Annotated in this window: 14 protein-coding genes; 5 read left to right on the top strand and 9 right to left on the bottom strand. The window is 38.5% G+C overall.

The genetic code is table 11. The features are described from left to right. Positions 1-20: 20 nt before the first annotated feature. Together AAC026_RS09705 and AAC026_RS09710 are read right to left on the bottom strand one after the other, a co-directional pair. A complete protein-coding gene (locus tag AAC026_RS09705) occupies positions 21-353 on the bottom strand; it encodes a metalloregulator ArsR/SmtB family transcription factor (protein WP_339697390.1) in 333 nt (110 codons plus the stop codon). Between the two features lie 133 nt (positions 354-486). Next, complete coding sequence (locus AAC026_RS09710) at positions 487-1,491, bottom strand: NAD-dependent epimerase/dehydratase family protein (protein ID WP_339697392.1); 1,005 nt, start codon at positions 1,489-1,491, stop codon at positions 487-489. A 235-nt stretch (positions 1,492-1,726) separates the two neighbouring features. Here AAC026_RS09710 and AAC026_RS09715 point away from each other — a divergent pair, with 235 nt between their 5' ends. Further along, the gene (locus AAC026_RS09715; RefSeq protein WP_339697394.1) at positions 1,727-3,928 is read left to right on the top strand and encodes a B12-binding domain-containing radical SAM protein; all 2,202 of its coding nucleotides are present in this window, start codon (positions 1,727-1,729) and stop codon (positions 3,926-3,928) included. Positions 3,929-4,086: 158 nt separating this feature from the next. Here the strand turns inward: AAC026_RS09715 and AAC026_RS09720 are convergent, their stop codons facing one another. The 5 genes from AAC026_RS09720 to AAC026_RS09740 all read right to left on the bottom strand — a co-directional run bounded on the left by AAC026_RS09720 (position 4,087) and on the right by AAC026_RS09740 (position 8,134). Further along, positions 4,087-4,842, bottom strand: coding sequence for a hypothetical protein (locus AAC026_RS09720; protein WP_339697396.1), 756 nt, complete (start codon positions 4,840-4,842; stop codon positions 4,087-4,089). A 688-nt stretch (positions 4,843-5,530) separates the two neighbouring features. Continuing rightward, positions 5,531-6,124, bottom strand: coding sequence for a hypothetical protein (locus tag AAC026_RS09725; protein WP_339697398.1), 594 nt, complete (start codon positions 6,122-6,124; stop codon positions 5,531-5,533). A gap of 16 nt (positions 6,125-6,140) precedes the next feature. Next, the gene (locus AAC026_RS09730) at positions 6,141-6,848 is read right to left on the bottom strand and encodes an HNH endonuclease signature motif containing protein (RefSeq protein WP_339605855.1); all 708 of its coding nucleotides are present in this window, start codon (positions 6,846-6,848) and stop codon (positions 6,141-6,143) included. A gap of 97 nt (positions 6,849-6,945) precedes the next feature. After that, positions 6,946-7,665 carry a pseudouridine synthase gene (locus AAC026_RS09735; RefSeq protein ID WP_339697400.1) on the bottom strand — a complete coding sequence of 240 codons (720 nt, stop codon included), beginning with the start codon at positions 7,663-7,665 and terminating at the stop codon, positions 6,946-6,948. A 73-nt stretch (positions 7,666-7,738) separates the two neighbouring features. Further along, entirely contained in the window at positions 7,739-8,134 is a 396-nt protein-coding gene (locus AAC026_RS09740; RefSeq protein WP_339697402.1) for a DUF983 domain-containing protein, read from the bottom strand. Between the two features lie 103 nt (positions 8,135-8,237). On the opposite strand from AAC026_RS09740, the gene AAC026_RS09745 reads away from it, so the two are divergent. Both AAC026_RS09745 and AAC026_RS09750 read left to right on the top strand, forming a co-directional pair. Further along, positions 8,238-9,110, top strand: coding sequence for an AraC family transcriptional regulator (locus AAC026_RS09745; protein WP_339697404.1), 873 nt, complete (start codon positions 8,238-8,240; stop codon positions 9,108-9,110). Positions 9,111-9,256: 146 nt separating this feature from the next. After that, complete coding sequence (locus AAC026_RS09750; RefSeq protein ID WP_339697406.1) at positions 9,257-10,339, top strand: hypothetical protein; 1,083 nt, start codon at positions 9,257-9,259, stop codon at positions 10,337-10,339. 16 nt (positions 10,340-10,355) lie between these two features. Here the strand turns inward: AAC026_RS09750 and AAC026_RS09755 are convergent, their stop codons facing one another. Continuing rightward, the gene (locus tag AAC026_RS09755; RefSeq protein ID WP_339697408.1) at positions 10,356-11,138 is read right to left on the bottom strand and encodes a hypothetical protein; all 783 of its coding nucleotides are present in this window, start codon (positions 11,136-11,138) and stop codon (positions 10,356-10,358) included. A 72-nt stretch (positions 11,139-11,210) separates the two neighbouring features. Here AAC026_RS09755 and AAC026_RS09760 point away from each other — a divergent pair, with 72 nt between their 5' ends. Beyond that, entirely contained in the window at positions 11,211-12,200 is a 990-nt protein-coding gene (locus AAC026_RS09760; RefSeq protein ID WP_339697410.1) for an acyl transferase, read from the top strand. 93 nt (positions 12,201-12,293) lie between these two features. After that, positions 12,294-12,431, top strand: a complete 138-nt coding sequence (locus AAC026_RS09765; protein ID WP_339697412.1) for a hypothetical protein — start codon at positions 12,294-12,296, stop codon at positions 12,429-12,431. A gap of 3 nt (positions 12,432-12,434) precedes the next feature. Here the strand turns inward: AAC026_RS09765 and AAC026_RS09770 are convergent, their stop codons facing one another. Further along, the gene (locus tag AAC026_RS09770; protein ID WP_339697414.1) at positions 12,435-13,589 is read right to left on the bottom strand and encodes a sigma-54 dependent transcriptional regulator; all 1,155 of its coding nucleotides are present in this window, start codon (positions 13,587-13,589) and stop codon (positions 12,435-12,437) included. Positions 13,590-13,915 lie beyond the last annotated feature (326 nt).

Consider the following 13,915-nt stretch of genomic DNA (forward strand, 5'->3'; position numbering starts at 1 on the left):
GATTAATAAAAGATATTTTTTTAACAACACCCATCTGGAGTACTGAAGTTTGGATTCAAAAACTGACTGAATAACTCTTGCATGTTTGCCCAAGTTTCCTGATCGATACAATAGCAAACGCTAGTTCCTTCTACATTTCCTTTGATCAAACCCAAATTTTTGAGCTCTTTCAAATGTTGGGAAATGGTAGGTTGTGCCAAACCAATTTCTTCTACCAAATCACCACAAACGCAAGTGTTCATTTTAAAAAGGTGTTGAAGAATAGCGACTCTGGCTGGATGACCAAAGGCTTTCGCAATCATGGAAATCTTGTTTTGCTCTTCCGTAAATATTTCAGACTTAGTAACGCCCATGCTTAATTATTTATTCATTGCAATATTACGATAGAGTTTTGATTATACAATAGGTTCTCGCTTTATTTTTGTGATTTTAATTACGGTAGTCCATGGTCTATAGACTAAATCCCCATTAACTCTTAACCAATAACTACCTACCGTCCCATTCCTCTTTCAAATACCTAAAGGCATTTTCCAAAGCTTCTTTGGCTGGAGTAGGCTCAAAGCCCAATTCATTTCTGGCTTTGCTAACATCGTAATCCAATTTTAAGCCGTAGAACATATCTAAGTAGTGACGTTGCAACAAGGGTTCTTTTCCAGTGATTTTACTGACTAATTCCATTCCGCCTGCCACCATGTATAATAAGGACTTCGGTACTTTTATGGGGGTTCTGAGTTTCAGTTCGGGGTATAGATTTGCTGCTATTTGCACCGATTCCTTCACGGTAGTATGCTTCTCATTGGCCAGCGTATAACGCTCGCCATCTCTGCCTTTTTGCATGGCATTGTAGCTGCCGAGCGCTACATCTTTCACATCAATCCAATTGAGCGAAATATTGGTTTCTACCGGAACTTCCCCTTGAAGAATTTGCCAGACCAAGCGGTTGCTGTAATTCAGTCGATGCGCCACACTACCAATCATGGCAGAAGGAAGCACCAACACCGTTCTAATTCCAAATTCTTTTCCCAATGAAAGCGCCAGTTGGTCAGAGTCGTTTTTTGATTTGTAGTACCAACTATTGCGGTCGTCATTGTAGCCGTTTTTCTCTTGTGCCGGAAGAATGGAATGGTTCAATGCCGCAATTGAACTGATGTATAGAATATTCTTTATACCTGCTTCAGCGGCTGCTTCAAATAGGTTTCTAGTACCGGTGACGTTGTTTTCATACACTTCCTTTTGCGGGCTTTTCGACCACATTTCGAAAGTGGCACCTACCGCATAAAGATGAGTGACGCCTTCAAACGCTTTCACTAATGAGGCTTTATCCATTAAATCCGCATGCTGCACTTCGCAGCCCAGTTGATTTAATGCTTCTGCTTTTTTTAGGTTTCTCAGCGTAGCCCGAACGGTATGCCCTTTCGAAAGTAGAAGACGGGTTAAGTTATATCCTAAATGACCGTTGGCTCCCGTAACGAGAGAAAGTTCGTTGTTCATGAATTACTGTCTGGAAAAGTTAGAAATGAAATAAGCTGTTCTTCAACCATAGCCACCTAAAGCGAAAAAATAGATCAATTGTTTAGGTCGAAAAACTGTTTTCCAACTGGCTGCAAAACTATGCATTTTAACCAAGGCCTCATGCTTTCTGTACTATAAAGCGCTTCTAGTCTCAATATTTTTATCGAGTTTTGCACAATGCTTTCAGGTTGATGGCATGCATTAAGTCAATTGCTTGAAAGATCTTCTACTTCTTACGCCTCCATTTACCCAGCTGAATACGCCTTATCCGGCAACGGCTTACCTCAAGGGTTTTCTAAACACCAAGTCGATTTCTTCTTTTCAAATGGACTTAGGAATTGAAGTGATTTTGGAGTTATTCTCAGAAGAAAGCCTTCAATATTTATTCTCTTTTGCGGAAGAGAACGACCGAATCAATACTGAAAACTCGGAACGAATTTACGCTTTACGTGAAGAGTACCTGAATACAATAGAAGGTGTAATATCCTTTCTGCAAGGGAAGAATCAAACTTTTGCTCGTCAGATTTGCTCTGAATCCTTTTTGCCAGAAGCGGCTAGGTTCGAGCAAGTAGACGATCTGGATTGGGCCTTTGGCGCCATGGGGATGCAGGACCGCGCCAAGCATTTAGCAACCTTGTACCTCGAAGATTTATCTGACTTCATTATCGAATGTATTGATGAAAATTTTGGGTTCAGTCGATATGCGGAAAGGCTGGGGCAAAGCGCGAATGCCTTTGATGAACTTTATGCGCAATTGCAGGCTCCGCTCACTTATATCGATGAAATCACGATCAGAATTCTCGAAGAAAGACTGAAGAAACATCAACCTAAATTGGTTTGTATATCTGTTCCTTTTCCTGGTAACCTGTACAGTGCTTTCCGCTGTGCGCAGTTCATCAAAGCCAATTATTCAGGCATTAAAGTGTCGATGGGTGGTGGTTTTCCCAATACCGAATTAAGAACGGTGAAGGATGTGCGCGTTTTTGACTTCTTCGATTACATTACGCTAGACGATGGCGAACTACCAATTTTACTTTTGGCATCGAATGTATTAAATCCGAAGCCTGAAAATCCTGATTTAAATATCTTTAAAAGAACTTTTCTGAAGGAAAATGGAGAAGTAGTTTATGTTAACAACTCACTTCAAAATGATTTTCCGCAGAGTCAATTGGGTACGCCAGATTATTCAGACCTTTTGCTCGATCAGTACATTTCGGTAATTGAAATTGCCAACCCAATGCACAGCTTGTGGAGCGATGGTAGATGGAATAAGCTCACCATGGCGCATGGTTGCTATTGGGGGAAATGCACTTTCTGCGATATCTCCCTCGATTATATAAAGCGTTATGAACCACTTACCGCTAAGCTTTTGGTGAACAGGGTAGAAGAATTGATAGCGCAAACAGGAGAGAGGGGATTTCATTTTGTAGATGAAGCAGCACCACCTGCGCTAATGCGCGAAATGGCCATTGAAATCATAAGACGTAAGCTTACCATTACTTGGTGGACGAACATCCGCTTCGAAAAGAGCTTTACAGCCGATCTTTGCGCTTTGCTCAAAGCTTCGGGGTGCATTGCTGTTTCTGGTGGTTTAGAAGTCGCTTCCGACCGACTTTTAGCGCTGATTGATAAAGGGGTTACGGTGGAACAAGTAGCGGCCGTTACCCGAAATTTCACAGAATCAGGCATTATGGTGCATTCCTATTTAATGTATGGTTACCCAAGTCAAACTGTGCAAGAAACCATCGATAGTCTTGAAATGGTGCGTCAGATGTTTGAATTAGGGATTATTCAGTCGGGTTTTTGGCATCAGTTTGCGCTGACTGCCCATAGTCCTGTTGGGCTTAATCCTTCGGAGTATGGAATTACACCCAACTATAAATCGATTTCTTTTGCGAATAATGATGTGATGTTCGTGGATAAAACAGGAATAGACCATGAGCAATTTAGCTTTGGCTTAAAGAAGTCGCTGTTTAACTTTATGCATGGCATTGGTTTCGATATGCCGCTACAAGAGTGGTTTGAATTTAAAATTCCAAAAACGAAAATCAAACGGGACTTCATCATCAATAGTTTGGAAAACGAACCCATGATAGTGACCCGTCCAACAGCCAAAATTGTATGGTTAGGCGGAACGCCTTTGGTTTCTTTTCAGGCCAAAACGAAAAAAGGAGTAACTCGAGAAAGGGCACAACTGACTTTTTACACCAAACGCGAAAGTTTCGATATCACCACAGAGGGTGAAAAGGCAGAATGGCTTATTCACATCCTAGAGCAGCTGAAAATTGGGGTAGAACCTCTGCTTACTTACGCTCAAATCAAAGCCGATTACGAAACTCATTTCGAAGATTTTGAACTCTTTTGGATTTCAAAACCTATCAACACGTTAAGAGAACAGGGTTTGTTAATGTTGTAGTTTTAACTCATAAAGGCATGAAATCCTGCAGGGATGCAAATTCGTAATAGCCTATTTTCTTAGGGAACTAAGGCATAAAAACGGATTAATTCCTGAAGGCAGTCTCATGTACAGCCTCCAGGAAATTAATTTAATGATTGAAACTGAGTTATCAATAACTAAGAATTAGGCACAAACAAATCTAGCTTTACCCAATTATTATTATTGTAATTATCCATAATATAGACATCGTTGTTTGACAACAATGCAATAGCCCCAGTTTGAATATTACCTGCTATTGATGTTATGTTGTTTGGAGTACTTTGTTTGTCATACCAAGTTGGGTTGGCGTAATTCTGTAAGTAAGAAAATTGAATTTTATTAAAAACAAGACAGCCGTTACTATTATCCCCCGCCATTCCTTGAATGCTGTAAGGACAATTATTTTTAATCACCGTCCATTCTGGAGCATCGTAGTTATTTAAATAAGCCACTTGGTCGCCATTGTAGATAACAGGGCCATTTGCGTTATTTCCTGCAATACCCTCAATGTCGAATGGCGCTTCTTTAGAAATAGTAACCCACTCTGGTGAGCTATAATTATTCAAATAAGCTACTGTTCGGCCATTATACACTATGGCTCCATGAGCGTTATCTCCAGCTATACCCTGAATGGTAAATGGTGCTTCTTTTGAAATTGTTAGCCATTTTGGCTTACTAAAGTCATCGAGGTAGGCTACACTCTTGTCACTATAAATAAGTGGGCCATTTTGTGTGTTTCCAGCTATTCCTTGTACATTTTTAAACGGGGCTGTTGGTAAATCCTTAATGTAACCTGTGCTGAAATTGTCAACATACTTAATGTCATTCTGATTTGTGAGACAAACAAAGCCGCCACTGACATTTCCTGAGATTTTATTGATTGTAACTTTCATTTTTTTTGATTTTAGTTTATACTTAATTGAATTAATACTCTTGATTATTAATAGTGCGTGATCGATCTAGTGTACTATACTTCAAAAGTGGGTTAATATCTGTATCATTTAATCCTACAAAAGAGGTATAGTGTGTCTACCTATTTTGTGTTGATTAAATTATTTTCTATATCATATATTGTTATACAATGAGTATGTAATAAATCAAATTGTAAAATACTCATGCATTTAATTTGTATAATAAATAATGTAATTATTAATCTAATATCAAGAAATCACATTCCCTTGAAGTGTGAAAGACCTAAAGGACTTAATATTTTTATGCGCCCTGCTTTGAAAAAGTGAGAAGGCTTTACTTTGGCTAGTTGTATAGAGTTAGTTCTTTCGCTGTGTTCAGGATAAGGAGAGTTTGAATAGCTTGCTTCTCAGTCACCCCTGTAGGCCCCGAGAAGTTCGGGGTTTTTCAGTAACACAGTGGGCATTGATTTGTGTAACATATTCTTTTAACCGCAAAGAGCACGGAGCAACGCAAAGAAGTGGTTTTATAGCCCAAGGTTTAAACCGTGGGTTAGTTGTGTAAATTTATTTGTACAATAGTTTTAACCATTTTGGCTGACAGAGTCCTTGATTAATAGGTTGTCACAGGTCCTGCCAAAGGACAGATAAATCGGAGATCCTGCGAATGAGGTTAGTTAGCTCCTCTACAGAATCCGCGATAAAAAAACAATCTGTCGATATCGGAAGGATTATCGGGGGCCATTTTAACAAACCAGTCTTCAGTTAGAAGCATCTTTTCTCCTACAAACTCAGGTACTTCACTTCTATAATCGATAGTTAAAGTGTCTCCGCTCTGTGCCCAGGTACCATTATAGAATGATGTAATACCGAAAAAACCTGTATGTCGATATTCGAATTTACCTGATTCACGAAACAAGATAATTCCAGTGTTCATAGTGCCTTCATAACAACCACGGTACTTGACTTTACTCTGAAAGAATTCGGCATTCAGAAAAACTGGATTAACAGCAACTAAGGAAAGCGTGAAGAAATATATAATGCTTGGTAACATCAGGTCACGATCAAGCGCTTTTCTGTTCCTGAATGCTGTAATAGAAGTTGAAATAAACTTGATCAATATAAGTACCAAAAGTATTAGGCCCGTTAACAAAAGAATGGGGGATGCTAATTCATGAATCTGCTGTAAATAATAAGTATTGAAGATTAATACTAACAGTAGTATACAAATGAACAATGAGCTTCGTATGCGTTTTTTATGATTCATAGAGCAGTATTCTTCATTATTTCAGTTTATGTTTTGTTTGATGGTAATTTAAATAATCGGTTTTTGGAGCTTCCTTATTTGGCTGTCTAAATATTAAATCAGTTTTAATGTTTTGCTTTTCCAAATTGGCTTTGTCTCGGAAAATAACCTTGTAATCATCGCTTATCGATATGTAGCCTTTATCAAAAAGCCCATCATGAAGACTACAAAGTAAAATTGAATTTTCTGGATTCACCTTTTCTGCATCGTTTGATTCAGACCAAGGTTTAATGTGGCTGGCAATTAGTAAGTCCGGTGAAGTGATTGAGCATAGAGCGCATTGACTCTGATAATTATTAAGCAACCTCTTTTTTAATTTAGACTGGCCGACTCGTACCTTTATATTCCTGAGAATATCTTTACCTGAGTTATTATAATTATATTTTATTTCGGTTTTGTTTTCAGTATGATATTCAACTAAATCTGCTAGTTGAGCTCCTTCAATCTGAGTATAAAGACTTTTAAAATCTAAACTTGAAAACTGTCCTTTGTCGTTATTACTGAAGCCAAAAAAGTAAATGATTTTCCAAGAACTCCAACCGTCATTTGTTACTAATTCAGACTTCTCTTTTTCTATTTTCCTATGGCTCTTTCCTTCAACCAAAAACTTGAATAAAACTTCCGCTCTGATTTTTGGCTCAGTCTCTAAAACATCCTTTATCGCTCTTTGGTTTAACTTATCCAATACTGTTTGTTTTTAATGGAAAACACTCTACTATACCAGAAAATTGCCCAAAACTTTGATAATAACCTACTCAAATAGTAGGATAGAGAAAACCGGCTTAAGCATAAAACCCTAAAATCCCCAACATCCTTTTAAACTCACTTTGATAATCGGCTTTGAGTTTAATTTTTTCGCCAGAAACTGGGTGTTCAAACTCTATTTCAATAGCATGAAGCAGCATTTCGGTTAATCCCCATTTTTCTAGGAAAAGCTTGTTTTGCTTGTTGCAGCCGTGAGGGCGGTCGCCAATAATTGGGTGAAGGATGTGCGCAAAATGCTTTCTGATTTGGTGCATTCGGCCTGTTTCTGGATATACCTCTACCAAAGAATAACGTGAGGTGGCATGCTTTCCAAAAGGTACTGGTATCTCCGTGTGCTCTAGGGTTTTGTAGCGCGTAATGGCCTCTTGCGTTTTGCCTTTATCGTTGGTCAGTGGGTAATCAATAAGCCCTTCATCTTCGGTATAACCCCGAACAATGGCGTAGTATGTTTTGTGAACCGTTCTGTTTTCAAACTGAGATTGTAAGTGGGAGAGGCTCTCAAGGTTCAGCCCAAATAGAAGAATACCTGACGTTTTTCTATCGAGTCTATGAGCAGGAGAAACCTTTTGTCCAATCTGGTTTCGAAGCTCCTGCACAGCATAAATGTTGGTATTGGTAGCAATGGGTGACCGATGTACCAGTAAACCATTAGGCTTATTAATGGCCACCATCACTTCATCTTGATAAAGGATTTCAAGTGGTATTGAATAACGAGGGTCTTGAGTAATTTCTTCCATACAGAAGCTTGAATTAGATAGTAAATTGGTTTCAAGCTGAATTACGGAAAGGTATTCTAAAGCCTATTTAAATTCAAATTTTGAGTCTTTCAATTTTGTCAGCAGGTTCAGTCCCTTCTTTTTTTGTGAAGGTGTATAGCCAAAGTATTCTGGAAAACTTAAAATTTGGAAAGAGAAAAATGAGCATTACAGCTGTAATTATTGCCATTATAGCATCTACTGATAAATCTAAATTTAGCACTCTTATAGCTACAAAAGCCGCGATCGCTTCGGCCATAGTAATTCCATAACTCATAAACATAGCGCCATAAAAATAACCTGGCTCACGTTCAAACTTGTAGTTACAGTGAGGACAGTTGTCGTGCATTACTGGCCCCTTTAGCTTCAAAATGTTTCCGTTGGATGCAAATATTTTACCCGTTTCACATTTCGGACATTTGCCTTTACGTAATGAGTTGAATCTCCTCATAGGTTCATCTGTTATACCACAAAGGTATTATTAACCATTCAAATTGCCTGTTACAAAGCACGCTATTGATAGGACAATCAAGACATTTTTGACTAATTGCACTATGGAAAACATACCAGTACTACACCTCGATCAGTTTTTGCTCAGTAAGGGTAACGGGGTTTATGTAAATGACTTGAGGCAACACCTGCATGATCATCATAATATGATTTCCCTTCCACACAAACACGATTTTTATTTGAATGTATTATTTACAAAAGGGTCGGGAATACATGAAATTGACTTTAATAGTTATAGCGTGGGGCCAGGTAGCTTTTTCGTATTAACGCCAGGCCAAATGCACCATTGGAAACTTTCCGATGATGTTCAAGGATACGTTTTTTCCCATTCAAAGGAATTTTATTTGCTTAGGGATAACCAATTTGAGTTGGACAGATTTCCCTTTTTCTATTCAAATCAGAATACACCTGAAGTTAAGTTAGAAGCCGAAACACTCACCTATTTGGTCAAAATTTGCCAAAGTATGTTAGAAGAGTATCATGATGAGAAAGACCACAAATCGTTGAGGATTCATGCATTGATTACATTAGTTTATGTGGCTTTAACACGTGCTTATAGTCCTTCTAGCAATAAGGTAGAAGGGATTTCTAGATATGGCAGCACAATCAAGACTTTTGAACAATTGGTTGAAGCTCAGTTTCATTATCGTAAGTCACCAGCAGAATATGCTGAATTACTCAATGTTTCTTTGAAACACTTGAACCGGATTTGCAACCAAGTTTTAGGTGTTTCAGTAAGTAATGTGATCACTGGTCGCGTATTGCTAGAGTCGAAACGCTTATTGATGAGTAAGGATTTGAGCATAGCAGAGATCGCAAATGAACTCGGTTATACCGACTATTCTTATTTTTCTAGATTATTCAAAAAGCATACATGCCAAACTCCTCATGAATTTAGGAAAGGGTATATGGTTTAAGTTAGAGGGTGTGGTTTTGAGCTGACTTCTCAGATTTACTAAAATATAGACTAAATAAATATACTGTATCGCATTTAAGTAATATATTTATTCTGAATAATTTGAAATGATCAATTGATCTGTTTCGGTATTAACCTCAATGAACCATGACCAAAGCTTCAACAATCACCCTTTTTGTAATCTGTTTTCTGTTTTTTTCTTCATGCGCAATGATGGCCCAAAATACCATTAGCGATACCAGTTTAAATTGGCCTAGTGATATAAAAGGGTCTACACATGAATTGGCCATGAATGGCGACTATATCTACATTACCGGACAGAATATGGACCGTGTTGCAAAGATGGGATATGATGGTAAAATTGAATACTATAAAATGCCAGATGGCAGTGGTCCCCATGGAATTCTCTTTGATAAGCATGACCAACTTTGGGTTTCTTTGGAATTCAAAGGAGTGGTGGTAAGGCTAAATGAGAAGGGGGAGATTGTTGAAGAAATTGATTGTCATATTTCTGGAAAGGGAATTTCTACACCAATAAACACAAGCCCACATGGAATTGGCTTAGATGCAGATGGTGAAACGATTTGGTTTACAGGAAAACGAACTAGCACTGTAGGCAAAATTAACCCTGATCGTTCGGTAGAGCATTTTGAATTGCCTGCATTAGGAGCAGTTCCAATATATCTTCATGCTGGCCTTGACGGAAATGTATGGGGAACGGAGTTATTATCAAGTAAGATATTGCAAGTTAATCCCAAAGGCGAAGTTGTGGAGTTCATTATTCCAACAAGCAACAGTAGGCCAATTGCCATTAAACCCGACCCTGTGGGTGATTATATGTGGTTTACCGAAGAAGCGGGAAATAAGGTGGGGCGTATTGATATGAAAGGAAACATTGATGAGTTTTCAGTACCAGCCACACAAAAGAATCAAATTCTCGCAGGTTTAACTTTTGATAGCCAAGGTAATCTATGGGTACAAAGCTATGTAGATCAGAACAACCCAAATCCAGAAGGAAATGACTATATCATCAAATTTGATAAAGCTATTTTGAGAGCACCAGCTGGTGATTTGACCAATGTTGAAATTACTTATTATAAAGTGCCTACAAGTAAAACGGTAATGCACAGAATAAAAGAGGGGAAAGACGGAAACATTTACTTCACCGAATTGAAACAAGATAAATTGGGCAAAGTAACTGTTGCTACCTCTATTGAAGGTGTAAAGTAAAGTTCCCCTGAGTTAGTTAAGGTTGGTCAACGCCTGCACTCTGTAATGTAAACTCTGGACTTTCCACAATATTACTGCGGTGTCTTGCTCGATCTTGAATTTGGAAAACCACTTTAATAGTATCGGTTCTAAAAACAGGGAGAAAAAGCCCTGATTTCATATCGTATTTAATCACTCCCTCAATAGGCCCGGGGTTTTTAGATATAGCCGAGCATGGGTCGTTTTCATTTGAAAGACAGGGGATTCGACTATCAAAAGGAATTTCACCGCATAAAGTAATGCCATTTGCCGATTCAGGAATTCTTCGAAAATCTAACTCTTGAAATGTGCCGTTTTTCTTCACAAAAAAGTCGATAAAGAAATTGAAACGATCTTCATTCAACTCAATCCTTAAAGTATCGGTAGCGTTTCCATTACCGTTTAAATCAATACCATTATCCCCTTCGTTAGCCTCTCTAATGTAGTCTACACAAGTAAAAGGAGGGTCTTCAGGTCTTTCTCCAAACTTTACGATTTCTCCATTAGGGTAGGTGATAAAGTCATAATCGGCCCCAGTATCTCCTCCGTCAATACCAATGTCTCCATCGCCATCAGAAATATTGAAAGACAAACTGAGTACACCAGTCCTAATTTCAACACCTGTTGAACCTATCACTTCAACTTCCTCCTTAAATTCAACCTTATTAAAGCCAATATTAGGCTCAATGGGTAAATCTGGTGGTCGATTGCACGCCATTACAAGGCTAAAAAGCGCAATTGAAAAAATGATTTTAGAATGTTTTTGAAAACTTAACTCCATCAGCTTTTATAACTCAATACAATTATAGGCATATTTGCCCTAATGCTCTATGAAGGGCCGATTGATTAACGAATGGATTTTGTGAAAAGTTTATACGAGCGAGTTTTTTCTGTTGATGAAAGTTCATTTGAGGCGCTGGCCTTAGATGTTTTTAGATATCAACATCAAAACAACCCTGTATATCGTGATTTTGTTAACCATTTAGGAGTTGCCGTTGAATCTATAAGAAAGATGGAGCAGATTCCGTTTTTGCCCATTGAGCTTTTCAAAACCCACATTATTAAATCAGGAGACTGGGGCGCAAACCTTTGTTACGAAAGTAGTGGAACTACTGGCCAAATTACAAGCAAACATTGGGTGAAGGATGAGGATTTCTATTTGAAAATAGCAGAGCAGATTTTCACTAATGTTTATGGTGAAGTAAAGGATTATACAGTTTTGGCTTTACTTCCTTCTTATTTAGAAAGGAGCAATTCTAGCCTTGTGGCTATGACCAACCGCTTTACTCAAGTTTCAGAAGATCCATCTTCAGGCTTTTTTCTTAATAATGCAAAGCAACTTTACAATACACTGTTGCAGTGCAAGAAAGAAGAGAAGAAGACGATTCTATTGGGAGTTACTTTTGGCTTGCTCGATTTTGTTGATGAATTTCAAATAGACTTCCCAGATCTCATTGTGATGGAAACTGGAGGAATGAAAGGCAGGAGGGAAGAGCTGATAAGGGAGGAAGTGCATGAGATTTTGAAAAGAGGATTTGGAGTTAAGAATATTCATTCAGAGTATGGAATGACAGAATTATTATCACAGGGTTATTCTCAAGGAAATGGAATTTTTCGTTGCGGTTACACAATGAAAGTACTTACAAGAGATATTAACGACCCACTTACAGTGACAAATCAAGTGCGCAACGGTGGGATTAATATCATTGATTTGGCCAATGTTCATAGCTGCGCTTTTATTGAAACCAAAGATTTGGGTAAAGTATATTCAGACGGAACTTTTGAAGTACTGGGGCGAATCGATAACTCAGATGTAAGAGGTTGTAACTTGATGGTGGGTTGAAATAATATCTATCTCAACCCGTTTTGATTGAAAGTTGAGGTTTTTCTATTGAAAGCCTTGAAAATTTATAAATTTGTTTTTCAAAATAGTGTGATGAAAAGATTCAAGTTATTAGCCCTTCTGTTGGCCGTCTTTATTTTAGGAATTTCCTCTTGTGCTCAACGTCCATGCCCTGCTTATACCAAAGCTGATATGGAGTACAAAAAAGACGTCAAAAAAGGACGTTTCTGATCGTTAGACCAGATATTTATTCACATCCTCTTTTGTTATACTCTCTCCCGACATAATTACCAATCGCTCGGTTACATTTCGTAATTCTCTAATGTTTCCTGACCAGTCGTATTTTTGAAGTTCTTCAATCGCCTTGTCATCAATCGCTTTCTTTTTGTTGCCATATTCATTGGCAATGTCTTGCAGAAATTTATCTACCAATAAGGGAATATCTTCCTTTCTGTCTTTCAAGGCAGGTACTTGAATCAAAATTACTCCAAGTCTGTGGTATAAATCTTCTCGAAAGCGGTTTTCTGCAATTTCCTTTTTTAAGTCTTTATTGGTGGCAGCCAATACACGAACATTCACGTTGATGTCTTTGTCGCCACCCACACGGTTGATCTTGTGTTCTTGCAAGGCACGCAATACTTTGGCTTGTGCCGAAAGGCTCATATCCCCAATTTCATCCAAGAAAAGTGTTCCGTCATTGGCCTGTTCAAATTTACCAATGCGCTGTTTGATGGCAGAAGTAAATGACCCTTTTTCGTGGCCAAATAATTCACTTTCAATAAGTTCAGAAGGAATGGCAGCGCAGTTAACTTCCACAAAAGGTGCTTTTGCACGGTTACTTCTTTCATGAACTCCATGAGCAACCAATTCTTTACCTGTTCCATTTGGACCAGTAATCAAAACGCGGGCATCGGTAGGGCCTACCTTGTCCATCATTTCAATAATGTCTTTCAGAGCGGCAGACTCACCCACCATTTCATACTTTTTAGAAAGTCGCTTTTTGAGGGTTTTGGTTTCCGTTACCAAAGATGATTTCTCTAACGCATTTTTCACCGTAAGCAAAAGTCGGTTCAAATCTGGCGGCTTTGGTACAAAGTCAAATGCACCCATTTTGGTAGCGTCCACGGCCGTTTCAATAGTGCCATGTGCCGAAATCATAATGAATTGAGTGTCGATACCTGCCATTTGAACACGCTCCAAAAGCTCAATTCCGTCCATTTTTGGCATTTTAACATCGCAAAGCGCAATGTCGTATTTGTCGGCAATCAGCTTTTCTAAACCCTCTTGGCCGTCTTTGGCTTCATCAATGGTGTATTTTTCGTATTCAAGAATTTCGCGCAGTGTGCTGCGGATACTTTGTTCGTCATCGATGATTAGAATCTTTGCCATTTTCTGATGGATTAGTGTTTTGGAAAAATAGTCATTGGACTTCCTTTGTGCCAACAATAAGCGAAATTAATGTTTCTGCTTAGAACTCAAATGGAATTATACGCGGATTGCTGATATAAACTCAAAGAAGAAAAAAGATACAAGCCGATAAGCCGGGTTCTGTTCCTCAACTAGGTCAAGGCCCTTATCATTTATCTAGCCCCGTCATTACTGGCGGGGTCAATCTGCCTACCCTCCTGCATTGGGCGGGAACCCTCAAAAGCAGGTATATGTGACATTTCACCGCATAGAGTTTACCTGGTTTCACTACAGCATTACCTGTACAT

The organism is uncultured Roseivirga sp. (assembly GCF_963973945.1).
Lineage (GTDB): Bacteria > Bacteroidota > Bacteroidia > Cytophagales > Cyclobacteriaceae > Roseivirga.